The 26,191-nt window shown below is 57.1% G+C and carries 22 protein-coding genes; 12 read left to right on the top strand and 10 right to left on the bottom strand.

The genetic code is table 11. The annotated features are described in order from the left end of the window. Window positions 1-5: 5 nt before the first annotated feature. From UH5x_RS11380 to UH5x_RS11390, 3 genes are read left to right on the top strand one after another with little or no spacing between them, the layout of a single operon-like run. Entirely contained in the window at window positions 6-395 is a 390-nt protein-coding gene (locus tag UH5x_RS11380; protein ID WP_047814945.1) for an acyl carrier protein, read from the top strand. Window positions 396-426: 31 nt separating this feature from the next. Further along, window positions 427-933 (top strand): 3-hydroxyacyl-ACP dehydratase FabZ family protein, encoded by a 507-nt coding sequence (locus UH5x_RS11385; RefSeq protein ID WP_482635717.1) that lies wholly within the window; start codon window positions 427-429, stop codon window positions 931-933. A 6-nt stretch (window positions 934-939) separates the two neighbouring features. Beyond that, a complete protein-coding gene (locus UH5x_RS11390) occupies window positions 940-2,229 on the top strand; it encodes a beta-ketoacyl-[acyl-carrier-protein] synthase family protein (protein WP_047814947.1) in 1,290 nt (429 codons plus the stop codon). A gap of 298 nt (window positions 2,230-2,527) precedes the next feature. Here UH5x_RS11390 and UH5x_RS11395 read toward each other — a convergent pair whose 3' ends face one another. Both UH5x_RS11395 and moaC read right to left on the bottom strand, forming a co-directional pair. Next, a complete protein-coding gene (locus UH5x_RS11395) occupies window positions 2,528-3,508 on the bottom strand; it encodes a polyprenyl synthetase family protein (RefSeq protein WP_047815063.1) in 981 nt (326 codons plus the stop codon). Window positions 3,509-3,793: 285 nt separating this feature from the next. Then, window positions 3,794-4,348 (bottom strand): cyclic pyranopterin monophosphate synthase MoaC, encoded by a 555-nt coding sequence (gene moaC, locus UH5x_RS11400; RefSeq protein WP_482635718.1) that lies wholly within the window; start codon window positions 4,346-4,348, stop codon window positions 3,794-3,796. 1,018 nt (window positions 4,349-5,366) lie between these two features. Here moaC and UH5x_RS11405 point away from each other — a divergent pair. The 4 genes from UH5x_RS11405 to UH5x_RS11420 all read left to right on the top strand — a co-directional run bounded on the left by UH5x_RS11405 (window position 5,367) and on the right by UH5x_RS11420 (window position 12,008). Further along, the gene (locus tag UH5x_RS11405; RefSeq protein ID WP_007329551.1) at window positions 5,367-5,939 is read left to right on the top strand and encodes a helix-turn-helix domain-containing protein; all 573 of its coding nucleotides are present in this window, start codon (window positions 5,367-5,369) and stop codon (window positions 5,937-5,939) included. A 268-nt stretch (window positions 5,940-6,207) separates the two neighbouring features. Continuing rightward, window positions 6,208-8,640 carry a carboxypeptidase regulatory-like domain-containing protein gene (locus UH5x_RS11410; RefSeq protein WP_482635719.1) on the top strand — a complete coding sequence of 811 codons (2,433 nt, stop codon included), beginning with the start codon at window positions 6,208-6,210 and terminating at the stop codon, window positions 8,638-8,640. Window positions 8,641-8,875: 235 nt separating this feature from the next. Continuing rightward, window positions 8,876-10,729, top strand: coding sequence for a SpoIIE family protein phosphatase (locus UH5x_RS11415; RefSeq protein ID WP_482635720.1), 1,854 nt, complete (start codon window positions 8,876-8,878; stop codon window positions 10,727-10,729). Between the two features lie 157 nt (window positions 10,730-10,886). After that, window positions 10,887-12,008 (top strand): Gfo/Idh/MocA family protein, encoded by a 1,122-nt coding sequence (locus tag UH5x_RS11420; RefSeq protein WP_482635721.1) that lies wholly within the window; start codon window positions 10,887-10,889, stop codon window positions 12,006-12,008. A 207-nt stretch (window positions 12,009-12,215) separates the two neighbouring features. Here UH5x_RS11420 and UH5x_RS11425 read toward each other — a convergent pair whose 3' ends face one another. Next, entirely contained in the window at window positions 12,216-13,133 is a 918-nt protein-coding gene (locus UH5x_RS11425) for a hypothetical protein (protein WP_482635722.1), read from the bottom strand. Window positions 13,134-13,512: 379 nt separating this feature from the next. Here UH5x_RS11425 and UH5x_RS11430 point away from each other — a divergent pair, with 379 nt between their 5' ends. Next, the gene (locus tag UH5x_RS11430) at window positions 13,513-14,073 is read left to right on the top strand and encodes a Uma2 family endonuclease (protein WP_482635723.1); all 561 of its coding nucleotides are present in this window, start codon (window positions 13,513-13,515) and stop codon (window positions 14,071-14,073) included. Window positions 14,074-14,127: 54 nt separating this feature from the next. On the opposite strand, the gene UH5x_RS11435 is transcribed toward UH5x_RS11430, so the two are convergent. Then, the gene (locus UH5x_RS11435) at window positions 14,128-14,934 is read right to left on the bottom strand and encodes a hypothetical protein (protein WP_482635724.1); all 807 of its coding nucleotides are present in this window, start codon (window positions 14,932-14,934) and stop codon (window positions 14,128-14,130) included. A 359-nt stretch (window positions 14,935-15,293) separates the two neighbouring features. After that, window positions 15,294-16,523, bottom strand: a complete 1,230-nt coding sequence (locus tag UH5x_RS11440) for a UvrB/UvrC motif-containing protein (RefSeq protein WP_482635969.1) — start codon at window positions 16,521-16,523, stop codon at window positions 15,294-15,296. 296 nt (window positions 16,524-16,819) lie between these two features. Here UH5x_RS11440 and UH5x_RS11445 point away from each other — a divergent pair, with 296 nt between their 5' ends. The 4 genes from UH5x_RS11445 (at window position 16,820) to UH5x_RS11460 (ending at window position 20,970) form a co-directional block, all read left to right on the top strand. Beyond that, on the top strand, window positions 16,820-17,263 hold the full coding sequence (locus UH5x_RS11445) for a hypothetical protein (RefSeq protein ID WP_047814956.1): 444 nt from the start codon (window positions 16,820-16,822) through the stop codon (window positions 17,261-17,263). A 5-nt stretch (window positions 17,264-17,268) separates the two neighbouring features. Further along, window positions 17,269-18,384 (top strand): DUF4272 domain-containing protein, encoded by a 1,116-nt coding sequence (locus tag UH5x_RS11450; protein ID WP_482635725.1) that lies wholly within the window; start codon window positions 17,269-17,271, stop codon window positions 18,382-18,384. Window positions 18,385-18,508: 124 nt separating this feature from the next. Next, window positions 18,509-19,834 carry a phosphomethylpyrimidine synthase ThiC gene (gene thiC, locus UH5x_RS11455; protein WP_482635726.1) on the top strand — a complete coding sequence of 442 codons (1,326 nt, stop codon included), beginning with the start codon at window positions 18,509-18,511 and terminating at the stop codon, window positions 19,832-19,834. 275 nt (window positions 19,835-20,109) lie between these two features. Next, on the top strand, window positions 20,110-20,970 hold the full coding sequence (locus UH5x_RS11460) for a polysaccharide lyase family 20 protein (protein ID WP_482635727.1): 861 nt from the start codon (window positions 20,110-20,112) through the stop codon (window positions 20,968-20,970). A 162-nt stretch (window positions 20,971-21,132) separates the two neighbouring features. Here UH5x_RS11460 and phoU read toward each other — a convergent pair whose 3' ends face one another. From phoU to UH5x_RS11485, 5 genes are all read right to left on the bottom strand, one after another. Next, window positions 21,133-21,810 carry a phosphate signaling complex protein PhoU gene (phoU, locus tag UH5x_RS11465; RefSeq protein ID WP_047814959.1) on the bottom strand — a complete coding sequence of 226 codons (678 nt, stop codon included), beginning with the start codon at window positions 21,808-21,810 and terminating at the stop codon, window positions 21,133-21,135. Window positions 21,811-21,898: 88 nt separating this feature from the next. Beyond that, window positions 21,899-22,717 (bottom strand): phosphate ABC transporter ATP-binding protein, encoded by an 819-nt coding sequence (gene pstB / locus UH5x_RS11470; RefSeq protein ID WP_482635728.1) that lies wholly within the window; start codon window positions 22,715-22,717, stop codon window positions 21,899-21,901. A gap of 39 nt (window positions 22,718-22,756) precedes the next feature. Then, on the bottom strand, window positions 22,757-24,025 hold the full coding sequence (locus UH5x_RS11475; RefSeq protein ID WP_482635729.1) for a PstA family ABC transporter permease: 1,269 nt from the start codon (window positions 24,023-24,025) through the stop codon (window positions 22,757-22,759). A 36-nt stretch (window positions 24,026-24,061) separates the two neighbouring features. Further along, the gene (gene pstC, locus UH5x_RS11480) at window positions 24,062-25,009 is read right to left on the bottom strand and encodes a phosphate ABC transporter permease subunit PstC (RefSeq protein WP_482635730.1); all 948 of its coding nucleotides are present in this window, start codon (window positions 25,007-25,009) and stop codon (window positions 24,062-24,064) included. A 113-nt stretch (window positions 25,010-25,122) separates the two neighbouring features. Beyond that, window positions 25,123-26,181 (bottom strand): PstS family phosphate ABC transporter substrate-binding protein, encoded by a 1,059-nt coding sequence (locus tag UH5x_RS11485; RefSeq protein ID WP_047814962.1) that lies wholly within the window; start codon window positions 26,179-26,181, stop codon window positions 25,123-25,125. Between the last annotated feature and the right edge of the window lie 10 nt (window positions 26,182-26,191).

The following is a 26,191-nucleotide window of genomic DNA, read 5'->3' on the forward strand; positions in this document are numbered from 1 at the left end:
GCACGATGGCGCTCTCAGAAGACGAAATTTTCACCAAAGTCCAAGAAGCTCTCGTTGACGCCTTGGGTGTCGACGACGACGAAGCCACTCGCGATGCCACTTTGGTGGGCGATCTCGGCGCCGAATCCATCGACTTCCTGGACATCGTGTTCAAGCTCGAAAAAGCTTTCGACATCCAAATCCCTCGCGAAGAACTGTCACCAGAAGACATTCTGACAAACAGCCAATACGTCCAGGACGGTGTTGTCACCGCCGACGGAATGGCCGAACTGAAGAAACGGATGCCTTGGGCCGACCTGTCGAAGTTCCAAGAAAACCCACGGGTCCAAGACTTCGGCAACCTGCTGACCGTTGGCGACTTGTGCAATTACGTCAACAGTAAAGTCAACCAGTAAGCATCCGCGTAACAACCGAAGGCAGCCTGCCATGCGATGGTTTTGGGTGGATCGCTTCACCGAATTTGTGAGCGGATCTCATGCGTCCGGCGTGAAGAACGTCGCGCTGGACGAAGAGGTCGTTGACGATTACTGCCTCGGCTACACGATGCTTCCGCCAACTTTGATCATCGAGGGTCTCGCTCAATTGGGCGGGATCCTGGTGCACGAGAAATTTGGCTTCACCAAACGGGTCGTTTTGGCCAAAGTGGGCAGCGCGAAGTACTATGCACCAGCGCGGCCTGGCGACTCACTTCAGTACCATGTCAAACTGGAACGCACCCAAGACAGCGGCGCTACCGTCGCCGGCACCAGCCACTGCGATGGTGTGCTGCAAGCCGAAGTCGACCTGATGTTTGCCTTCCTCGAAGAAGGCCACCTGATCGATGGACCGCTTTTCAATCCAGGCGATTTGCGGGCCATGATGCGAATGATGAACTTCTTTCACGTCGCCGTCACGGCTGACGGAGAACCGATTCCCTTTCACGAAAATCTGTAAACGTCCATGTCGTTGCGTCGCCGAGTCGTCGTCACCGGGATCGGCATGATCAACCCCATGGGTTGGGATGTCGCCACCGTTTGGTCTGGTCTGCAAGCAGGCGGCAGCGGCGTTGCGCCCACGACGCTGTTCAACGCCAGCGGTTTCCCCACGAAAATCAGTGCGGAAATCAAGAACTGGGACATCACCCAAGCCGTGGAAGACGGCAAGAAACACGTCCAACGCGGTCGTCATACCCAGTTTGCCATCGCCGCTGCCACGCAAGCGATGAACGACAGCGGTGTTCTATCAGCGATGAAAGATCCCACGCGGATGGGCGTCTACCTGGGCAGTGGTGAAGGCAACCAGGACTTCAACACGTTCAGTAAAATGATGGTCGCGGCTCTGGCCGACGGATCCTACGACCCAACCAAGTTCATCGCGGCCGGCTTGAGCTTGCTCGATCCAGCCAAAGAACTGGAGCAAGAACCCAACATGCCGGCGGCTCACCTGGCCGCTCGCTTCAACGCCCAAGGCCCGAACTTCAACTGCTTGACCGCCTGTGCGGCCAGCAGCCAAGCGGTCGGCGAAGCCACCGAAATCATCCGCCGCGGCGAAGCCGATGCCATGCTGGCCGGCGGAACTCACAGCATGATTCACCCCTTCGGCGTGACCGGATTCAACTTGCTGACCGCACTGAGCGAGAGCAACGACGATCCCACCAAAGCCAGCCGCCCCTTCGACGCAGGCCGCAACGGCTTTGTACTGGGTGAAGGCTCCGCCATGGTTGTGCTCGAAGAACTCGAATCTGCCAAGAAACGTGGCGCGACAATCTACGGTGAAGTTGCGGGCTACGGCACCACCGCCGACGCCTACCGCATCACTGACATTCCACCCGATGGCCACGGTGGGATCGCGTCCATGCGAATGGCAATTGCCGACGCGGGACTGAATCCATCCGACATCGGTTACGTCAACGCTCACGGAACCAGCACCAAAGTCAACGACCGCGTCGAGACCAAAGCGTGCCGGGAAGTGTTCGGCGACAACGCGGATCAAACCCCCGTCAGCAGCACCAAGAGCATGATGGGTCACTTGATTGCGGCCGCTGGTGTCACCGAAATGATCGTGTGCCTGATGGCGATTCGCGATTCGGTGTTGCCACCAACGATCAACCAAGACACACCGGACCCCGATTGCGATCTGGACTACGTGCCCAACGAAGCACGCCCCGCCAAGATCACACACGCGCTGAACAACAGCTTCGGTTTCGGCGGCCAAAACGTGACCCTGTGCCTGAGCCGTTTCGACGGCTAAGCAGGCAGTGCCGTTTTTTGGCGCGTTTTCACAGGGCGCACCCAAGGCAACGCGGCGCTGGTTTCGGTTCTGCACCACGCCCCAACGGGACGTTCGAAATATAAATGGTGGCTGGCGTCTGGGTTTCGCCCCGGATGGGGCCGTCGTGGGAGTTGGGGGCGTCCCTCGCTCACGCGTCGGGTTGTGATGGGTGGTCTTGCGCGACGCTGACGGGCAAAAGTGCCCATCCTCCATGCGTTGAAACGTCGTTGAGGACTGAGGTGACATGCACCTCTCGCGGTCCGGCATCACGCCCGATCTAAAACTTCCGATCAACGGCGAAGTCAGCAATCGTCTTCAACGACTCAAGCGCCGACGAAGGTGCGAATCCACTGATCGCTTCGATGGCACTGAGGCGATACGATTCCGCCACTTTTCGCGTGTAGTCCGCCGCATCGCTCTTCCTCAGCAGTGGCATCACGCCGCCCAACCGATCCTCCGGCGGCAATCGCAACGCATCCAATGCGGCCGCCGCGACGGCTGGGTCGTCGTTGCGAAGCAACCGGATCAGCGGCAATGTGATCTTGCCTTGCTGCAGATCGGTTCCCAGGGTCTTGCCGACATCGTCGTCGTCGCCCCAAAGATCAAGGAAGTCATCTGCGATTTGAAAGGCGATCCCCAGATCATTGCCAAACCGCGCGAACGCTTCGACTTGATGCTCATCGCCACCACTGAGATCCGCACCGATCTGACAGGACACGCGAGTCAGTTCTGCCGTCTTGCCACGAATGATGTCGAGATAGGTTTCCTCGTCAATGTCCAACCAATCACGGCCGAGCACCTGACGCAGTTCGCCTTCACAAACCTTCTGAGCGGCCTGCCCAACCAAACGGCACGCCAACGTCGATGGAAGCGTTGCGGCGAGGTAAAAACTTTGCGCGAACAGGTAGTCCCCCAGCAAAATACTGGTGTCGTCATTCCACCGAGCATTGATGGTTGGAACGTGACGGCGAGTCGTGGCCTTGTCCAGCACGTCATCGTGAATCAGTGTCGCGGTGTGGACCATTTCGACCACCGTTGCCATCACCACATGATCTTCGGTGGTGGCAGATTCCTCGGTTGTCAGTGGGTTTTTGGCGGTCCGGTCGGCATGCGTGGCGGCTCCCGACAACAGCAACAACGCGGGTCGCAAACGCTTTCCACCGAGCTGGGTCCCGTGACGCAAGACTGGCACCAATGCCTCATATCGGGATTGCAGTTCACGGTGCAGGCGAGCATCCACCGCCGCCAATGACTCCACAATCGGAGCGTAAATCGACCGCAGAGGACTGGAATCGCCGGCGTCCAACGATGAACCGATGTCACCTTCCGACGCATGAGCGGACGAATCGGACCGGTCCGCTCGCTTGGAAACAGCGGACTTTGAAGATGGAGGGACCACAGACCGATCCATGACGCGACCAGAGAAACAAAAAGGGGAATTGAAAACCGCCAATCATCCGGCGACAGGGCGTTTATGAATACCCCCGTATGACTTAAACCGAACACCGGCTCGGAGGACAACCTCGAATTCCCTCGCGATTTTTCAATTGGCTGAATCCCCTGCGGTTGCTTCTCCCGAATCAGGCGTTCGCTGGAACACACCGCTCTTGCCGCCGGACTTCGACTCCAACCGCACCTGATCAATCTCCATCGATCGATCCACCGATTTCAGCATGTCGTACACGGTCAGGGCCGCGGTGGTGGCCGCGGTCATCGCTTCCATCTCAATTCCGGTCTTGCCTGTCGTCCGAGCCGTTGCGATGCACCGCAGGGATTGGCGAGTAGCCCCAGCAACCTCGCCCGGCTCGGAATCGGTCACCCAATCAAAGTCGATGGACACCGCTTCGATCGGAATCGCGTGACACAACGGGATCAAGTGCGACGTCCACTTGGCCCCTGCGATTCCGGCCAACCTCGCCACTGCCAGGACATCGCCCTTCTTGGCATCGCCACGCCGAATTGATTCGGCGGCATCGGCTGACAGCCGAATCAGCGCCGACGCGACCGCTTCGCGGACCGTGGTCTCCTTGCTGGTCACGTCGACCATGTGGACTTCCCCGGCAGCATTGAAATGAGTCGAGCGTGGTTCGGGTTTCATGGCGGAATCAAAACGGCGAAGACAATTGTAGAACGGGCTCGGTCAAGACACGCGTTGACCACGCCAGGCTCGGGCCCAGGCAACTTTAGCTGCCGCCCACATGAGCACAACCAAAGCGGCATGCACATTCAGATCCACTGGCCTCAATCAAACCTCTCAGGTGAGCCTGCCAGGCTCTGAGAAGCGATCCTGGCGATTCCAGCGATGATTCCGTCACACAAGGCTGGCGGCATCACCCAAGCCGGGTGGGCGTGGGGAACCAAACCGTTACCCCCGGCATCCAATCAAAAAGATTTGGGAAAGTTTTTTTGGCAATGTTGATTGATGTTGACAAGCAAAACACGTGATTCCAGCAGTCGATTCGCTGATAGTGATTGTTCGCGATGAATCACATTAAAGAGTTGACCCGGATTTACTCGACACTATGTCTCGGAAGGGAGCAGTTTGGCTTCGGCTGAAACGCTCCCGGACACCCAGGGGGGAATTCTGGGAAAAGGTGCTTCGGTGTCTCACCGCCGCAGGAAGGGTTCGTCATGATGACGGTCCACAATTGCAATGGTGATTCCTAGCACTGCCAACGGGCGATCTCAGCCGATCGTTCCGCACCAACAAATCGTATTGCATGAACCCAACGTCAGGATGACGCTGGGGGGAATGAAACGAGTGCGATGTTGCGGAACGCTGGGCCGAGTGTCACTTGCGGGCTTTCTATGGTTCTTCCCGCCGATTGCATGCCCATGCGGTCGTTTGACCAGACTCATTACATTTTCATCGCGAGAATCCCGAATCGGAAAGCGTTCAGCAGGACGCGAGCCGGCAGGCCCAGACCCAGCGTTTGACAACCTCAACCATCATCAATCGAAGCACGACCCACCGTGAACAGATTGGTTCCCAACGAGATTTTCGTTGAGAGCGTGTGGATGAGAACGGAGAGCGAAAGAAGGGCCACAGGGGCAATGGTTACCGACGCACCATTGTTCCAAGGGAAGAATCAACGAGGCGTTTTGGAGCACCTAGTATGAAGGTCTTCACAACTGGACAGGTCGCTAAGATCTGTAAAGTTGCCCCACGAACTGTTAGTAAATGGTTCGATTCGGGGCGTTTGAAAGGCTACCGCATTCCTGGATCGCAAGATCGCCGGATCCCGCGGGAGTATTTGATTAAATTCTTGAAAGAGCATGGTATGCCCTTGGGCGACCTGGAAGACGAAGCGATGGCAAAGTGCCTGATCGTCGCCCAGGACCAAGTTCTCATTGAGAACCTGAAGCGTGAATTGCCACCCGAGAAATCGTTCAAAGTCGCTGTTGCAGCCAGCGGATTTGAAGCGGGAATTCAAGCCGAAAGCTTCAACCCAGACTGCATCATCGTGGACTTCTCGATCGGCAAGATCGAAGCGGTTCAGATTTGTCAAAACCTGCGAAAGAACATCGATTTCACCGATATCGTGTTGATTGCGTTGTTGCCAGATGATGGTCAACCAATGAGCTTCGATCGCAGCAGCATCAACGAGACGTTCAAAAAACCGTTCGACGCCCACTTGTTGGCAGAACGTTTGCGAACCCTCGTCGGAGCAAAGAAGGAGTTGGTCTAAGACCGACTTTGAAGGGCCTCTGTGCCACCCCGCCTCGACGCCCTTCATGCGAACCCGCTCGCATGAAGGGCGTTTTTTCGTTGGCACCTGCCCTCATCAACCAATCGCCCTTCTCGGCGAATGGGTTGTGTGAACAGAACACCTGGCGCATCGCAACTTTTTTGCGACTCAAATTTGCGTCCCCTCTCTGGGATCGATAAAACCATGGACGATCGTTCGCGTTCGTCCATTGGAATCATCGAGGTCAGCCATGCGCCACGAAAAGACAATGCCTTGCACGAAAAGTGCTTGGTTCCTTCTCGCTTGCTTCGCGAGCATCTGCTGGCCGCCCATCCAAGCCCAGGACACAACGGCGAAGGCGCCCCCGCATGTCAGTGGCCCCACCGTCACCGGCACCATCATGATGCCCGACGGCAGTCCATCCAGCGGAGCAACCGTCTTCCTGTTGGAAAGCAACGGACGCTCATTTCGTTTGCCCACGCATCCGTTGAGAACGGAAACCCAATCGGATGGAACATTTCAGTTCGACAACGTCCCCGTCGGCAGACATCGCTTGTGGGCAGAGACGGATCAATTCACGACGCTGGCTGAGAAACTGCGAGGCGCCATCATCCACGTCGAAGCAGAACCGCCGAGCGAACCCAGCGACATCGAATTGAATCTGCATCCCGGCTGTGGTTACGACGTGGTCGTGCACGATGCCGAGACGGAGCAACCGATCCCCAACGCACGGATCTCGTTTGGCTGGACCGACATCGTTCGCGAATACGCCACCGACGACGATGGCATCGCGAAGCCACGAAACTTGGCGATGTCAGATTGGTACTTCATCGCCAAAGCTGATGGCTACGCCACCAAGTTCCTCAAGACATCCAAACAAGAACTCGGAACCGTCCTCCCACTTCGGTTTGACTTGGACCGTGGCGGAAAGCTGGTGGGCATCTTGCGAGACGGTGACGACCAACCCATTTCCGACACCAAAGTTTCGATCAGCGCGGCGTCAAGTGGGATGGAACCCGGCTACGGATCGACCGTCACGAATGCAGCCGGCGAGTTTTCGTTCGACGGCTTGCCCCTCGGCAAAACGTTTCGTCTCTCTGCTTCGAAAGACGGTTACAATCGCGGCAGCCATGAATGCACGCTGACTTCGGCTGAGGGATCAACTCAAGCTGATTTTGTGATGCTGAAACGTCCCTATGGCGGCGACGTCCGAGTCACCGTGCTCGACGAGAACGCCGAACCGTTGCCGGGGGCCAAGCTGACCAATCGAGGCAACAGCACCGCCGATGTCCTCTCCGGCGAGACCAATGATGAAGGGGTCTGCCTGCTGCAAAATTTGTACACTGGCTACGCGGGGTGCCAGGTGACGGTCAAGGCAGAGGGCTACATCGCTGTGCAGCACGACGTCGAACCGGGAACCATCGAATCACCGGCACAACTCACGGTCAGCCTTCAACCTGGCAAGACGCTTCGCGGCAAAGTGATTCTTCCCAGCGGTGCCCCAGCGCCCAAACTGACCGTCTATTACGATGGCGGCGAGAACCCCTTCAACGGTCTGGGAGGCCGAGTTGAAACCGACGCCGAGGGCAAGTTCGAAATTCGCGGACTGGAATCTCAAACCACGCTGACCCTTTCAACGCCATCGAAGTACGCCCCCGTTCGAAAACTTCTCGTACAAGTCATCGACGAAGAGCTTGAACTTCCACTGCAAGCCGCTGGCGTCCTGATCGCTCGCGCGGTGGACGCGAGCACGAATGCTCCCATTGCCAGCTTCAATGTCAAACTCGGGTTCTGCGAAGACAGGCGAGCTGGCGACCCTCGTCCAGGCGGAATCTCGTCGAGTCTGACACGTCAGGGTGAAAACATTCAGGGCACCAAAAAGGAGTTTCGCCTGAACGGTCAGACGCCGGGCACGCCGTACAAACTGATCGTTTCTGCGGACGGCTACGAAACCAAGATCGTGGATAGGGCCGAAGTCCAATCGGCGGAAGGGGCCGAGACGCTGGACGTGCCTCTGAAACGCCTGCGGGCGGAAGATTATCACGCCGTCGCTGGCCAACTGCTCGACTCCGAAGGGAATCCGATCGCCGGCGCGTCGGTACGATTGTTGGTCGGTGGCGCCGTCCCACAACCGATGGGCAATGGGCGGATGCAGGGCTGGCGTTTCTATCACTGGGGGTTGCTACGACGCGACGACATCGAAAACCGAGACCAATGCTTGCAGGTTTTTAAAGCCACCAGTGACGTTGACGGCCGATTCGAATTCACCAGCGTCCGAAAGGAGACTCCGTGGCTGGAGCTGTTTTACTTTGGGACGAACTTGATGCCGCAGCGGTATTCGAACCTGCGGGATTTCTCCGACCTGGAACTCACCGACTTGGTCGTCCAAGCCGAAGCCCCCGCCAGCCTGACGATCGACCTCGACCTGAACGATTGGCCGACCGCAGACTCAGTCACATTGCAAGCGAAGGATTACATCAACGGCCAGAACGCGGTCGATTTGGCTTTCGAGAGTGAATCAAAAAAGCTGGTTGATGGGCCACCAATTGTTTTCTCAAATCTTCCCTCCGGCACCTATTCCGTTCTCCTACAGGCCAAACCGGTGCCGCTCGGGAATGGTGGCTACCGTGTCCAATCGGTTCATCAGCAAGCGATCACGATCGAATCGGGGCGTTCGCACGACATCGAATTGAAACGATGAACGCGTGCAGGCCAGAAACCACGGAAGCGGCGACCAACAGCGCGTATTCGTCGTCGGCAGACCATTTCGACACCGAAATGCTTCCACGCTGACGCCTCGTTTTGAGTTTCGGACGAAGCGGCTACACTAACCCGTCGCGACGGACGACGATCCCTTGCATCATTGATCCGCCCAAAGCTGCTTTTGTGAAATTGCGATTTCTCGCGAGCCGTGCCCGCCTTCCCCCCGTGACCTCATGGCCCATCTCACCGCTTCCATCGACGGCAACCCTTCGGGCACGTTTCAGTTAGACCGAGACGAAATGCAGGTGGGACGTCACCCCGATTGCGACATTGTGGTCGACGCCGGAGCCGTCAGCCGTTTCCATGCGAAAATCGTCAAGACGGGCAACGAGTTCGCTGTCGAAGACGCCGGCAGTCGCAACGGAACCTTCGTCAACGGGCAACTGCTGGCGCGGCCTCACGTGCTCTCCGAAGGCGACCGAATCCGAATCAGCGAAGTCATGCTGGTCTTCCACGGCGACGAAGCACCGGGCTTTGCCAGCGGAAGCGGCAGTGGCGAAATGACCTTCGATGGATCCAATTTTGGGATCTTGATGGTCGATGAGACTCACGCGAAACAGATCACTGGTCCCAAGGTCGAGTTTCGTTCGGGTGACGATGGCCTGAAGATGTCGGCGACGGCGGAAGCCAAACTGGCCGCCTTGATCGCCATCAACAGCAATCTGACCGGTGCCATTTCCGTCGATGACGTGCTGCCCAAAGTCCTCTCGAGTTTGTTTCAAATCTTTCCATCGGCCGACCGCGGTTTTGTGGTCATGGAAACCCCCGACGGGGCATTGGTTCCTCGTTGGGTCCAATTGCGAAACAAAACGGACGACACCGAAACGATTCGGATCAGCCGAACCATCATTCGCCAAACGATGGAAACCGGTCACACCATTCTGTCGCTCGATGCGATGGACGACAGTCGGTTTGACAGCAGCGAATCGATCGCCGACTTTTCGATTCGCTCCATGATGTGCGCGCCCCTGCACGACGAAGACGGCAATGCCATCGGCGCTTTGCAAATTGACTCCACCCAGGGTCGCGGCCAATTCCGAGACGAGGACATCGACTTGCTGACCGGCATCGCTGCCCAAGCCAGTGTGGTGATCAACAACGCTCGCATGCACGAACGCGCATTGCGACAACAGGAAGTCGAACAAGATCTCAAGCTTGCCAAAGAAGTTCAGCGAGCCTTCCTTCCTGCAAAAGAACCGAAGGTTCCAACCTATTACCTCGAGAGTTTTTACCAAGCCGCCAACCACATCGGCGGCGACTACTTTGACTACGTCGACCTGCCGGACGGACGGCTCGCTGTCGTGGTGGCGGATGTCGTCGGCCACGGGGTGGCCGCCGCGATGTACATGGCCAAACTGTCGGCGGAGACTCGATTTTGCCTGGCCAGCGAACCCGATCTCGCTCGCGCGGTGGAACGTCTCAACGACCGCATGAGCGCCTTGGAAGTCCAACGCTTCGTGACCTACCTGTTGGTTGTGATCGACCCGCAGTCCAATGAACTCAAGATCGTCAACGCAGGCCACATGCCTCCCATCGTACGCGATGCGGTGACTGGCAAAATCAGCGAACCGGGCGACGAAGACTCCGGCCTGCCGATCGCGATCGACGAAGGCATGGACTACGCCGTGACCACGGTCCCCATGCACGCGGGTGACCTGGCGTTGATGTACACCGATGGTTTCAGTGAAGCACTCAACGCAAAAGAAGAAGAGTGGGGAACCGATCCACTTCGCCAAATTGTTCTCAATGCGGTCCCCTCGGGCGAAGACGACGAGCCCTTGGCCAAAACGGTCAAGGGTGACATCGTTCGCCAAGCGTTCGAGCACATGGGAAGCGCAGTGCAATTCGACGACATGTGCCTGGTCATCATTGAACGAACCGAAGATGCCGTCGGAGGCAAACCGCGAAGCGCCCCCGCCCTTGCCGAACCCGGTGAAGAACCACCCAAAACCTCCAAACAATCTGAAACGATCAACGAACTGGATATCAACGACACCCTGCCAACCGATCTGTCGGAAAACGGCTGATCGCCTAACGCACCTTGTGTTTTCGATCACCGTCACCGGCACGTGTTTCGACCCGCTCCATGACGCAAGAAGGTCTTGACGACTTTCGCGACGTTGACCTCCAATTTTTTCAGCTCTCCCAGACCTCTCGCCGCCTTCTTAAGACACGCAACTCATCATGACCAAGACAACCTGCCGCTGGGGAATCTTAGGCGCCGCAAACATCGCTCGTAAAAACTGGAAAGCCATTCGGATGAGTGGGAACGGCGTCGTTGCCGCCGTCGCCAGCCGGGATGTGCAGCGGGCCGAGTCCTTCATCCACGATTGCTCGCTGGAATGCCCCCCCGTGACCACTGCAGCCGATGGCTCCGCGGAACTGACTCGCCCCGAGGCCATGGGCGATTACCAAGCGATGCTGGACCGCGACGACATTGACGCGGTTTACATCGCTGTGCCAACGACGCATCGCAAAAAATGGGTGCTCGCCGCGGCCGCAGCAGGCAAACATGTGATCGCTGAAAAACCATTCGCCGTTCACAGCGACGACGCCAACGAAATGGCCGATGCCTGCCGCGAAGCTGGTGTGAACCTGATGGACGGCGTGATGTTCGATCACTCCAGCCGACTGCCTGAACTCAAACACACGCTGACCGACCCGGTCGCGTTTGGCGACCTGAAACGAATCCAAACGCACTTCTCATTTTGCGGTGATGACTCGTTCGAAGAAGCCAACATTCGCGCCAATGCAGAACTCGAACCACACGGTGCACTCGGCGACCTGGGTTGGTACTGCATCCGATTCACACTTTGGGCCGCCGGGGACCGACTGCCAGTCGCCGTCAGCGGCCAATCGACCGTCCGCTTGGATGAAGGCCGCGTGCCCGGTGAATTTCAAGGCGAGATGCGATTTGATGACGGACTGACCGCGGGCTTCTTCTGCTCGTTCTTTTCCGTCAACCAGCAAACCGCCACCCTCTCCGGCAACCGCGGCTATGTGACACTGAACGATTTCGTGCTGCCATTCAACGGCTCCGAATCCAGCTGGGAAACGCACCAGCACGAACTGTTCATCGACAACTGCCGCTGGAACTTCGGCAAACACACTCGCCAACAGGGCGTCACCGAACACGCCAGCGGCGAAGCGGACTCCCAAGAAACACGCATGTTCCGGCACTTCGCGGACGAAGTCCTGCACGGCCGCGTCGAGACTCGCTCGGCGGACATCGCGATCAAGACCCAACAAGTGCTTGACGCACTGCGTCGCAGCGACGCCGACGAAAGCAATTGGGTCTCGCTCTAGCAGGTGAACAGGAATGATGGGGAAGAACCACTGAGCCGTTTGGGCGTTGGCCTGGACTGCGAACCGCCTGGAGCTCCAGAGGACTTCGGTTGCGCAAGTTTTACCCCGAAGGGATGGCAGACAGGAGCCGGTGGTTTGAACGATGCTATCCTTACCGAATTTTCAGCAGTCCAGCGTTGGCACCGATTGAACGCCCCGTCGTCCGTTTCAGCTGGGCTTCTCATAAAACTTGCTGATATCCAGTTCTTGCTTCTGCTCCTGTTCCATCAACTTCAAACGTGACTCCATTCGTTCGATACGCCGGAGCAACAGCGGGATCGTGTCACGATCTTCGGTCACGCGAACGGGGCGAGGCACCGGTGGGTAACCCAGGTGCCGCTGCATCGCACCAAACAAGTACACCGGATCTTTGCGACGGTTCGCCAAAGCGATGCGGCCTTCTTTCTCGCCAAACAGAAACGGCCCCTTCTGACTGACGTCTTGATCAGCTTCGATCAACCGGCGCCGATACTCTTCGCTGCCCAGAAATAGCAAATCCGCCAAGTCAACCAGGCCCACCTGGGCTCGCAGATTCAGCAACCACTGCGACCATGACGAGTCGTAGACCGGATCCTGGCTCATCGCCAACAAGCCGGCGTCATAGCCCAACCGGTTTCGCGAAAGCGTTTCGAACTGAAAGAAAAAGAAGCCGCAACGATTGTGCTGCAACATCGCTTCCGGAGTGGCCGGCCCGCGATGGTGCGGATTGGCCCGTGCAGCCGGCAACGCGTCCGACTCCACCGCTTCCAACTGCTCACTGAACTGAGACCGCAACTTCGCATCCGCCTGCAAAATCTGCAGAGCCAAGTGAATGGTGAAGCGCCCGGCCTCCTCTTCGGATTCGTTGATCAGATAGGTTTGAAAGGGCGAGAAATAGTGCGACAGTCGCTCCATCGCCGGGCCCATCAAACCCGTGTGCCGCAGTTCGGTCAGCATGAACTCGATCGCCATCGGCAACCGAGTTGTCGCCAACAGTTCGTGCCGCAATTGCTCAAGCAACTCCTGCATCGGAGTTTGCTCGGCGATGCGTTGTCGTAGCAAATCAAACAAGTACGCCTGTTCGACATATTCGGAGTGCGGCAGCATCAAAGATCTTCAAAGAGAAGCGTGTGTTCGTTTCCAATAGCTTAGCGGATTAGCGGCGAACTCGAATCCGCCCGCCAAAGTGCCAATCCGGCAATGTTCTGCAAAACCCTGCCCATGGCAGAGACCATGCAGCTTTTTTGACACTGCATTTCGGCGGATTTCCAAATGGTGTACCTCTCCCGAAACGCAGTTTGGGGAGAGCGACCGACGCCGTTCAGGCGTACGCGAGGGTGAGGGCCGGGCATGAGAAGTGAGGCGAGTTACCCCTCCTTGGAAAGCTCGCATACGTCCGTCCGGCATCACTCCCGCCTTGGCTTCATCCTCGACGTTACAATAGCAGGCAGGGTTTTGTCGGATGTGTCAAAGGAGAACAAGCAAGATGAGTACGGCACTGCAATTGTCACTCGAAGAATACGACCGGATGATTGCTGCGGGAGCATTCGTCGGCATGGACCGACACATCGAATTGATTCGTGGGGAGTTGCGCCAGATGAATCCAGCAGGACCGGTTCACGGGGATTTGATTGCCTATGTGATGACCTGGTCAGCGGAAAACGCTGATCTAAAACGCTTCTTTATCACCGGTCAATCTGGCGTGAACATGCCTGAAGTGGGCAGTCGTCCCGAACCGGACGTGTTCTGGATCCATCGCAAGCGTTACCGCGACCGACATCCTGGAGTGAGCGATGTTGTTCTCGCGATTGAGGTGGCCGATTCCAGCTTGCAGTATGACTTGGGCGAAAAAGCAGACCTATACGCCGAGGCAGGACTCTCCGAGTACTGGGTCGTCGATGTACCACACCAGCGACTGCACGTGATGCGTGAGCCAACCGGCAAGGCATACAACCATCGCGAAATCTTTCAGATTGGCGATTCAGCCTCTCCATCGATCCAACCCACCGCGACCCTGGACCTGCAAGATCTATTTGAAGGTGAGTGAGGGATCGAACCAGCCAACACCAAGCCTCCGCGTGTTGGCATCACTCGATACCACTCAGACGCTCCCGAATTTCAAGAGGCGTCCCACGGCTCCACGACCACCCAAGAAACGAAGCGGTGCAAGTCCTCCCAGCAAGGCGAACAGGGCCAACGCACTTCCCGGTTCGGGAACGGCGGTGACAGGAGTATTGGACAAGGAAAAGTTCACTCTATAACCCGTCGACGCTTGGACCGTTTCCCCGGGGTCTCCCACCACACTGTAGCGGGACTTCGTGACCAAGTTGTACGATCCAGGAGCGAGTTCCAGTGCGGCAATGCTGAAGAGAGCATCGCCGTCGAAGATCTTGAAAATCTCGATGTCCGTTGGTGGTGTACTCGTGCCGCCAGTGCTTGTCGCGTCGAGATGTCCATCAAGTTGGATGGTGGAATTGCGGATGCGAGTTCCATCGGAAAGATCGTCTCCGTGCCCACTGACTGGCTCGAGAGCGCCCTCCGCTGTCACGCTCGCGGAGAGCGTAAGATAAGCCGTTTCATTGATGTAAAAGGACACTTGAGTTGTATCGAAGATAGTGGCCTCGTCATCCAGTGTGCCAGCAATTGCCACTTCACCGCTCGTCGAACCGGTAAAGTCAAATCGCAGATGGCTGTTCTCATCGAAGGAATAAGAAGTGTATTCCTGCTTGACCGTCGCTCGACTGTGCTCGGTGACAGGATCTAGGCCGTAGTCCGTCTCGGTGATGGTCGTATTCATGAACGCCGGCCCATTCGTATTGCTTCCACTGAACTGCTGGCCATACGTCTCATCGCGAGCGTGCACCGTCGTGATGAAGGCTTGCTGCTGAATTTGATGCGAGTGAATCACCAACGCTGCTTCCGAACGCGACTCCATCCCGAAAAGAAGGAGTGCAAGAGAAAGACCAAGCAAAGAAAGGGAACATCCTGTTCGCGTCATCATGTCCGTCCACGGGGCAAGTCTGGGGGTGTAGGAAAGCGAGGCAAGGCGGAGCGTAGACACCTGCTTCCATTTGAACAAGTGAGAAACTGGGCTGCCAATCAGACAACCGGACCTGCTTAGGACAATGTGAACAACAAGTGACGTAGCGGAAGGGCGCGAGCCCTCCGGTTCCTCACCGGGCGGCTTGCGCCACACCGCTAACATCGTCACTTGTTGTTCACGCGTTACTTACCACCGGAGCAAATCAAGGAACGCCGCACCCCAGCTCAGAGTGCCTCCGCACGATGATGCGCAAGATGGTGATAGCGTCTGCCGGCCGCTTCCGGCTGAAACGTTTGCTTCAGTTCGCCGCGATGCTTGCGGAACCACTTGGAAACCACCGCGACGCTGTGCGGGTGATCAGCACGGATGCGTTCATGCCGTCGCTTCAACACCAACGCCCACTTCTGCATCGTCGGGCGGAGTTGCTGGTATTGGTCACGGTCTTTGGGCGCCGCCACCACGTCAATGATTTCACCTGATCGAATCAAGTACCAAATCGAACAAGCGTCGTACCCCGTCGCCGCGTAAACAAACGAATAATCGCGACGAGCGTGCGACAAGTAAGACAGTTTGCGAGTTGCGTATGCCAGTGACTTCATCGTGTCACGCGCTCGCGAAGCCAACTCGTATTGCTGATTGGCCGACGCAGACTCCATCAACTCTTGGATGGCGATCAAGGGCTCGTCGTTGAACCCGTCCAGAAAGCTCTCCGCTGCCACGACGCGTTTCAAGTAATCTTTGCGAGTGCAAGCGGCCGCGCAGGGCCCCAGGCACGTGCCGATTTCCAGACGCAAACAACCAGGGCGTGGCTGCCGGTCAAACAAGGAAAGCTGGTCTTGAAACTGAAAGACCGTTTGTTGACTGCAGTCGCGAAGTTGAAACGTTTTGTTGAGCGCGTCGATCACATCTCGCATGCGCGCCAGTCCGAAAAACGGCCCTTCGACGGCAACACAATCCGAAGTGGGCGGGGTGCTGGCGAGGAAGAACGTCTCCGCTGGCTTCCGCCCCAAGCACAGGTAAACAGCCCGCTGCCTCTGCGGCACGCCTTGAACATTGAATCGAGGTGCCCAACGACGAATCAAATCGAGTTCTCGAAGTTGGGCGGCGAAGTCACTCGGCTGGGTTTCCCACTGAATCGCGCGCGAATTCTCGATGATGCGGCCGCCCTTTTCCTTGGACGCTGCTTCTCCAAAGTAGCTCATCAAACGATGCCGAAGCGATCGACTCTTGCCGACATAGATCAACTCACCGTGCCGGTCAAACATGCCGTAGACCCCAGGAACGGGGGGACACTGACGCTTGACCTTGGTTTGTAGCGTCGCGGAGTCCTCCGCACCGACCATATCACACGGTCGATCGCCATAGGGATCCAAAGGGTCGCTGCCGAAACCATCGACGAGCCGGGTGGACAAAGACTGAGGCGGTGTTGCGGCCCGCTTCTTTTTCGGACGGATCTTGGGATCATTTGCGGCGGGAGCGTCGCTCACCAACGCCCCGGCGAGCAAGTCATTTCCGCTGGTCTCGCGTTTTTTGCGTCCTTTACGTTTTGCCACCGTATCTCTTTCGCCACCATCCGTGGGATTTTCGCTCACGGCCGAATCGCCGTGGCAATGCAGAGTATTCCATCTTTGCGGTCGTTGACCAAGCGGAAATTGGCGCAAGCCCGCCGCGGGGACTTCTCTTTCTAGGCGTTTTCGTGTTCAATATCGGACTTCCCTTTCACCCCTCACAAGCTGCGCCCTGACGCTTTATGGCTACCGAGCAAACCGAAGACACGCCCCCAGAAGAAATTCCCGTCGAAATCGTTCTGCGCTACAACAAAGACGATACCGACGAGCATGGCTTTGCGTCGGTTTGGAACGTTGCCTCAGCCACTTGTGACGGCGACACCGCGCGGACCCGCGACATGGCGGGACGAATGCTCGGATTCTTGTGCAAGAAAGACTACGAACACGTTGTCTGCAGCTCAACCGACGCTTCTTACCTGGATGAATGGTTCGAACGCGACAAAGCGATCCTCTACAACTGGAAAGCTGACAGCGAAACGACCGACGCAATCACCCAGCACGCTTATGTGCCGGCCGCTGCGATGATCAGTTTCCTGAAACGCGAGAAGTTCAAACCAACTGCGAACTACAGCCCTCGCCGGGCTGACCGCGTGGCTTGGTTCCAAGAAAAGTGGGGCCTCGGCTGAGCCCGATGGGCAACCTGTCCGAGCCACCCTCTTCTTCGGTTCACTTTGCCATTTCGACGGTTCGCGTTCCCGCGAACCCCATCGAAAAAGAGTCGAATCTCGGGGTCACTGAACTGGCCCCCGACGCAGCCGAAGACCTGCTGGAAGAATGCTGGGAACAGATTGATTCACCGAATCAATCTCCCCACCCGTTGGCCGCGCCTCTGCAGCGGCACCTTCAACGTGCCCGGCATATCTACCGATTCGAATCGCCTGACCATTCGTTGGCTGAGATCCTTTCACCCGAATGGCAAGACTGGGCATGGAGCGTGAACGCTCTGTGGTGGACCTCCGCTTCGGATAGCCAGCCAGCGTTGCTCAGCGACCCCGCGGGGCGACAACTGCACGGCCCAGGTTCCTTTGACGCGAAGGCTCAGATCCCCTTCCTTCCGGAATCGCGGCAGCGACGCATTGAGTCTGCCACGGTTCTCCGCAATCGAAACCTGGATCCAGTGGATGGCACCGCCCCGCTGCCCAGCAGCAGCGAGACCGAAACGTTTGCACCCGCGATCGCCGCCAAGCGAATGCTCGGACTGTTCGCCGTCGCGGCTCGCGCCGAAGCAATGGCCAATGGCCAGACGCTCGATCTCGACCGAGTCCGGGAGCGATCCCCGCTGGCGGCGGATGCGCTGACGCCTGCTGAAAAAGATTTCTTCGACCTGGTTTCACCTCCCGCTGAGATGGTCGACACGGCCGCCTGGCGTTACGAATCACTGCACACGCTGCAGTGGGCGTTGCAGATGCAACCGGACCTGGACTGGGCCGATGAGCGCTGCGACCTCGCCAGCGTGCTGCGATTGATCCTCTCACTGCCGCACGAAGACCTGATCGGGCACGCGATCTTGCGGCCCATCGAGGAACTGCTTCAAGCCGCTGACTTGCATGTTTGCTTGTGGTGGAAATTGGCGGTGGAGGGTGCGGCGGGACGAGAGATCCCCGGCGGATTGGACCCTGGCGTTGTGGCGGAACGCGTGCACGCACTGACGTGGCTGCTGCAACTGTCCGGCGGCGTTCCCGAGGAGGCTGCTGACATGTCCTGGGATCAAATTGGCCGCGAAATCGAAAGCGGCATCGTCGGTTGATCCGACGCACCCATCGCTGGCCCAACCTGCCGGAGTCGCCTTTTTACGGCCTACTCGATGCACCAGTGCTGACGTATAACTTTGACCAACCCATTCGCACTCCGAATTCCTGAGTTCTAATCGCATGACCCAGCTGCTGTCTGCCCGCGCGGGCGAAATCACTTCCGAAATGGAATCCGTCGCCAAACGCGAAAACTTGCCAGTCGAGCTGATTCGCGATGAAGTCGCCGTGGGACGCATGGTGATCCCAGCCAACAAAGTTCACGCCGCTGGTGCCTTGGAACCCATGGCCATTGGGATCGCCGCCAAGTGCAAGATCAACGCCAACATTGGCAACAGCGCCGTGACGAGCAACGTTGGTGAGGAACTGGAAAAGCTCCACACCGCCGTCCACTTCGGTGCCGACACGGTGATGGACCTGTCGACCGGCAAAGACATCGACAACATCCGTCGTCAAATCATCGACAAGAGCCCCGTGCCCATCGGGACCGTGCCGATCTACCAAATGTTGGAAGAGCTCGGCGGCAACATCGAAGACATGAACGCCCAGCACTTCTTGGACATGGTCGAGCACCAAGCCAAGCAGGGCGTTGACTACATGACGATTCACTGCGGTGTCAAACTGGAACACCTGCACCTGACCGTCAACCGCGTGACCGGAATCGTCAGCCGCGGTGGATCCCTGATCGCCAAGTGGATGATGGCCCACAACAAGCAAAACCCATTGCTGGAAGCCTTTGACGACCTTTGCGACATCATGCGTGAGTACGACGTGACCTGGTCGCTCGGTGATGGACTGCGTCCTGGTTCGATCGCAGACGCATCCGACGACGCTCAGTTCGCCGAACTGGACGTCCTCGGCGAATGCACCAAACGCGGCTGGGAAAAAGGCACGCAGGTCATGGTCGAAGGCCCCGGCCACATTCCTTTGGACCAAATCCAAATGAACATCGAGCGGCAAATCGAAGTCTGCCACGGCGCTCCGTTTTACGTGCTCGGTCCCCTGGTCACTGACATCGCCCCTGGCTACGACCACATCACCAGCTGCATCGGTGCGGCCAACGCCGGCATGCACGGTGCTGCCATGCTCTGCTACGTCACACCGAAGGAACACCTGGGCCTGCCCAACGAAGAAGACGTCAAACAAGGCGTGATCGCTTACAAGATCGCCGCCCACACCGCCGATGTCGCCCGCAAACGCAAAGGCGCCGAAGATCGCGACGACGCGCTTTCCAAAGCCCGCTTTGATTTCGACTGGAAAGAGCAATTCCGCTTGTCGCTCGACCCGGAAACAGCCCAGCGATACCACGACGAAACGCTTCCTCAAGACACCTTCAAGAGCGCTCACTTCTGCAGCATGTGCGGACCAAAGTACTGCTCCATGAAGATCACCCAGGACATCCGTCAAATGGCCAAGGAAAAGAAACTCGTTGGACTCCCAACAACCTGATCGACCAAACGAGCCATTGGTCCTGCTGACGATACGATTCAAAGCCTCCCAACTGCCTCGCAGTTCGGAGGTTTTTTCGTGCTCGCACCGCGACCGCAGAATCGGCCTGACACCAGCCTCACCAACCAGCCGGCCACACCCGAGATACAACCAACCGTTCGGAGCCAACCAATGAATGCTATCCTGATCGAGGCTGTGCTACCGACTCGCTTGATGCCGCAGCATGTGAATGCCGCTTGAACTTGATTCTTCATCCCAAGAGAGCCGGGCAGACCATGACCCGAATTCCCTTCGCGTTGCTGCTGCTCTTGATCGCGGCCGGATGCCAAAAAAAAGGCGACCGCGACGAAGAATTGTTGTACCTCCGAGCAGTCCTCCCCGCTGAACTGCTCGAGCAGTCACACCTGGACATCCCTAGCCGTGACTGCATTGCCAAGCTTGAAACGCCTGAGGGCACTTCTCTGGGGCTAAGAATCTTTCCAGGCCAGACCAAATCCCACGGTGGAATCCGAGCGGAGATCAGCCTGGACTATCCCTTCCAGCCTGAAGAAGTCGTCCGCTATTCCTGGCGGTTTCAACTGCCAGAAGACTTCGTCTCGGATGCCCCGCAGAACCGCTGGTGGGTCATCGGACAATGGCATGACCAACCTGACTCCACCAAGAACGAAACATGGGACACGCACCCTTCCTACAGTCCCCCAATCTCACTTTCGATCGCAGAAGTGGATCAGAACCTGCTGCTTGGGATCAGCTATGGAATCACGCACGGCGGTCACGAACAGGCCCATCCCGCTCCGATCCCGATCCAGCGTGGCAACTGGTACACCGTCCACGCGGACATCCACTGGTCGCTGACCGAACAGGGTCGCGCCAAGATCTCCTTGCGAGAAGTCACAGACAGCGACCGAGTGATGACGGGCCCCAACATGAACAATGCCTACCAGCACTACCTCAAGATTGGCATGTACCGCCACCCGGCGATCCAAAGTGAAAACTGGATCCACCTCGATCAAATCACTGCCACCCATCTCACCAAGGAACCGCGTGAGAACGAGACTGGCTTTCGCGGAGAGAGCAAACCGCTCAGTGCATCACCGGAGACTGACGCAGACAGGCCTCACGCGAGAAAGAAATGACGCAATGAACGAGGCGACGAACGGTTGATTGCCCGTAGCCTTTTTTGTGTCGGAGGCGTTGTTCTTCACGCGATGCTTCGCGGTCATCCGCTGCGAACGGAACGACCGAAGTTGGTTTCGCAACGGTGCCGAAACTCGCACCTGCAATCGCCCCACTCCCACTCAGTGGGCTTTGCCTTCTCCGATGTGGTGTTGGTGCCGGACGATGTCACCGCTGACCATGTAGATGGTCTCTTCGGCGACATTGGTCGCCATGTCCGCGATTCGCTCCAGATGGCGAGTGGCGCTGAAGCAGTGAACCGCTGGCTCCACCCAGTCCGTGTCGGTCTTCATCATCGCCTGCAACTCTTCGATCAACTCCACGTTCAGGCGATCCACTTCGTCGTCCCGGGCGATCACCTGGTGAGCCAATTCTGCATCCTGCTCAATGAACGAATCCAGTGCCGAGCGAACCATCTCCAACGTGATGTTCACCATCTGATTGATATCGTCAGGAACGCTAAACAAAGGAAACAAATCCAAGGACCTGCTGCGTTCGGCGATGTTGCATGCCAAGTCAGCCATCCGTTCCAAATCGGCATTCAGTTTGATCGCCGAAACCATCCAGCGAAGATCAATCGCAACGGGCTGGTAAAGCGCCAGCAACTTCAAGCACTCCTCTTCAATCCGGACGTCGTTGGCGTCCACCTTGACGTCCGTTTCGATCACTCGGACCGCCATGTCGGGACGCCGTTCCACGAGCGCCCGAACAGACATCTCGATCATTTGCTCGACCACACCGAACTGCTCCACCAAATCAGTGCGAAGAGCCTGAACGGCTCGATTGAGGTGCTTGCTCATAGGTGATTCCGAATGGGTCTTCCAGACAACAGGGTTGGCCGAAAGCAGAGAATGGGTGGGGGTGGGGCAGGGCCAGGAACAGCCGGGATCAACCGAAACGGCCGCGAACGTAATCGTCCGTTCGCTTTTCCTGGGGCTTGGTGAAGACGTCTTGAGTGGCTCCTGATTCAACCAACTTTCCTTCGAAAAAGAAAGCCGTTCGATCACTACAACGACTCGCTTGCTGCATGTTGTGCGTGACCATGACGATGGTGTACTGCTCACGCAACTCGTAGATCAAGTCCTCGATGGCCAACGTACTGGCCGGATCCAAAGCACTGCAGGGCTCATCCATCAACAAGACTTCCGGACCAACAGCGATTGCGCGAGCAATGCACAATCGTTGCTGCTGCCCACCGGACAACCCCAGCGCGGGTGCGTGAAGTCGATCCTTCACCTCGTCCCAAACCGCGGCTTTTCGCAGCGACCACTCCACCAGTTCTTGCAGTTCGCTGCGACTCAGGTAGAGGTGCAACCGAGGCCCGAAGGCAACATTCTCAAAGATGGTCTTGGGGAATGGATTGGGTTTTTGAAACACCATTCCAATGCGACGACGAAGGTTCACCACGTCAGTCGACTGCGCCAGAACATCCAAGTCATCGATCATCAACGTCCCGCGGCTGTTGGCCGAAGGCACGATGTCGTTCATCCGGTTGATCCATCGGAGCAAGGTGCTCTTGCCACAACCGCTAGGGCCAATGAAGGCAGTCACTTGGTTGCGAGGCACCTCAAGCGAGAGATTGTGAATCGCCTGGAAGGACCCGTACCACGCGCTGAAATCTGCAATTCGAATGCATGTATCGGGCGTCACCTCCGCTTTCGCGGGTGAGTCCGAATGGAGATTCGCCGATCGAGAGACTTCTGACATCGTGGAAGTATTCGCGTTTAGAGCTTTCATTGGACCGTGTTATCCCACCCGCATTTTTTGTCGAAGATAAATCGCCACTGAGTTCATCAGCAACAACACGGCAAGCAACACAATAATCGCCGCCGCAGCGAGTTCTTGATAGGCTGCTTGCTGACGACCGGCCCAATTAAAAATCAGCACCGGCATCGTAACCACATTATCCATCAAATTCTGAGGCCCGGAGTTCTTTGCCACCGCCGCCCCCAAAACCACCAAGATTGGTGCCGCCTCCCCAATCGCTCGGCCCATCGCCAAAATAGCCCCCGTCATGATACCTGGCACGGCTGCCGGGAGCGAAACATTTCGGACGGTTTGCCACTTGGTGGCCCCCAGTCCAAACGAGGCTTCCCGCAAGCTGGAGGGGACCCCACGAAGCGCTTCTTGAGAGGCGATGATCACAATGGGAAGAATGACCAATGACAGGGTCAGCCCAGCTGCCAAGAAGCTTTTCCCAAACGGAAGACGCATGTAATACCACTTCGTTTCGGAGTAAGAACCTCCGCCTTGGCCCTTCCGAACGGTTCGCGCCCGAACCTCCGGGTCGCTTGGTTTGGGTTGCCCCGTGGCAGGATCCCAAACCGCCAATTCAAACGCTTGCCCCTGACGATCGACGGCCTGCATCGGGGCATCAATCGTGATGGTTGTCTTGGCTTCATCGGCTTGTGGAATCAGAACCGTGTGGCCACCACCCGCCAAAGAAAGGACTTGATAGTAGTGATCGACGCCGAACAATTCCGTTCCGCTGGATTCGTTCACTTGAATCCGGCCAAAGACATTGAACATGAACACAAACAAACTCAGGCCCAGCAACCCGTAAACGATCGATGGCACGCCGGCCAGATTGGAGATATTCAACTGAATGAAACCATGCAGCATCTTCAGCGACTTGCTAACCGGTTTGAATTCTTCCAAGAAGATTGCGGTGCCGATGCCAAGCGGGAGCGCCGAGGCGGCACAGATGCCACAAATGAAAATCGACCCCACAATCGACGGCCACATGCCGGCGGATTCAGGATTGAGCTCACTGTGCGAGTTCTGCAGCAAATCAGCGGTCAACCGGGAATGGCCTTGCCATCCGATGGAAACCAGCAAGACCCCCAGCACGACCACGCTCAAGCCGGAGATAAAAACGCAAAGCAGATAGAACAAACGGCTGTAGAGTTTGCGTCGACTCGAATTGTCCGTCGACACCGAGAACTCACCCTCCGTGAACCCAGAACCTGGGGGAGGGCTGTGGTCATCGACTGGTGCGGTAGAAGCAGTCGCCATGGAATTGTCACGCATGAGAGAAGAACGCGGGATGACTTAGGAATAAACTTCTTGGTAACGGCGACGGATCAGTTGCCCGACCAAAGTCATCCCAAATGTGATCGTAAACAACGTGATTGCGACCGCGTACAAGCTGAAGTACTGAACGGTCCCGTACTCGTTCTCACTCTTGATCATTTCAACGATGAACCCTGTCATCGTTTGCGATTGCTCACGAGGATCCGCCGTGAACGTGGCTCGCGTCCCCGCTGCCAAAGCCACCACCATCGTCTCGCCAATCGCTCGACTGAAAGCCAGCAAGAAAGCGGAGATGATCCCGGACAGTGCCGCGGGCACGACCACTTTGATGGACGTCTCAAACGGCGTGCATCCCAGCCCATAAGCGGCTTCTCGAAGGGCCCTTGGAACGGCATGCAGGGCGTCTTCCGATAGACTGCAAACCATCGGCAAACAAAGAATGCCAACTGCAATGCCAGCACTGGTCGCGTTGAACGTGTCGAATCCGCCAGCCGAGAGAAACTGCAACGAAGGGCTGACAACCAGAACAGCAAAGTAACCCAGGACCACGGTGGGGATTCCCGCAATGACTTCCAAGGTCGGCTTCAGCACGGCCCGCACTCGGTCGGACGCGAACTCGGACAAAAAGACCGCCGTGATCAAACCGCACGGCAAGGCAATCAACATGGCGATCATCGTGACCCGCAGGGTCCCCGACAGAAGCGGCCAAATCCCAAACTGAGCCTTGGCAATGTCTTTGCTTTGAAGAGCGGTCCATTCTGTCCCCGTGAGAAACCCACGGAGACTGACGTGCTCGCTCTGAAAGAAATGCCAGCTTTCACCAATCAACATCACAATGATGCCGACGGTGATCCCAACCGTCAGCAAAGCGCACAGTGCAAGCAAAGCCACCATGGCTTTTTCTTGCACCACTCCAATGCCGGTCGAACGAAACTTCTTGTTGACAAGTGCGGCTGGACGATTCAAGGCAATCTACCCGATCGGCCACCGTGCTTGATTCGCAAGGCGGCCCTATGAAATGCCTTTGCCGCCAGAGCAGCGACAAAGGAATCAGTCTGTAAGAAACTGAAACAGTCTGTTTAGGGAACGAGATTTTCGTCGATGAACAAATCGGTCAAGGCACCGCTGCGGCTTTCACCAGCTTCATCGACGAAGTGGGTGCCCGTTTTCACAGCGTCCAAATTCGCTTGGGCTTTTGCCATCACGGCTTCGGGCAACCGAACGTAACCCACCTTTTGACTGACTTCGGGGGTATTGGCCAAGAAGTACTCGACGAACACTTGAACCTCAGCTCGGTTGAGCGAATCCGTGTTCACATAGATGAACAACGGACGGCTGAACGGAGCGTAACGATTCGACGCGATGTTGTCGGTGGTTGGCTGGTAGGCGGTTTCATCCTTGGGATTGACAATGGAAACCGCACGCAGCTTGTCTTTGTTTTCTTCGTAGTAAGCCACTCCGAAGAAACCGATCGCGAATTTGTTGTCCGAAACACCTTTGACCAAGATGTTGTCGTCTTCGTTCAAGTTCATGTCGCCGCGAAGTTCTTCCTTCGACTTCTTCGCCAACACTTCGTGGAAGTAGTCGTAGGTGCCCGACCCGGTGCCCGGCGAATAAATCTGAATCGCCTCTTCGGGCCAACTCGGATCCACATCACTCCAATTTTTCACCGCTTCGTCACCGACAAACATGGATTTCAGCTGATCGACCGTCAATTCTTTGACCCAATCGTTCTGTGGGTTCACGACGATGGTCAAACCGTCGTAGGCCACCGGAAGCTCCACAAAGGTGACGTCGTTTTCTTTGCAGTTTTCAAATTCACCCGATTTGATTGGGCGAGAGGCATCCGAGATGTCCGTGCCTTTGTCGTAAAAGCTCTTGAACCCGTTTCCAGTTCCGTTGCCGCTAACGATGATGTCGACATTGGGATGCTCTTGAATGAACCCTTCCCGGATGGCGTTGCTGATGGGCTGAACCGTGCTGCTGCCGTCAACTTTGATCGTGCCGACCAAGTTCGATTCAGCGGCCGGCGCCGATGAGTCGCCGTCGGTCTCCGGGGTGGAACTGGACTTGTCACAGCCCGTCGAAACAACCGCGAGAGCGATCCAGCAAGAGAGGGCAAACGAAGTGAATTTCATGGTCGGATCG

The organism is Rhodopirellula sp. UH5 (genome assembly GCF_056839225.1).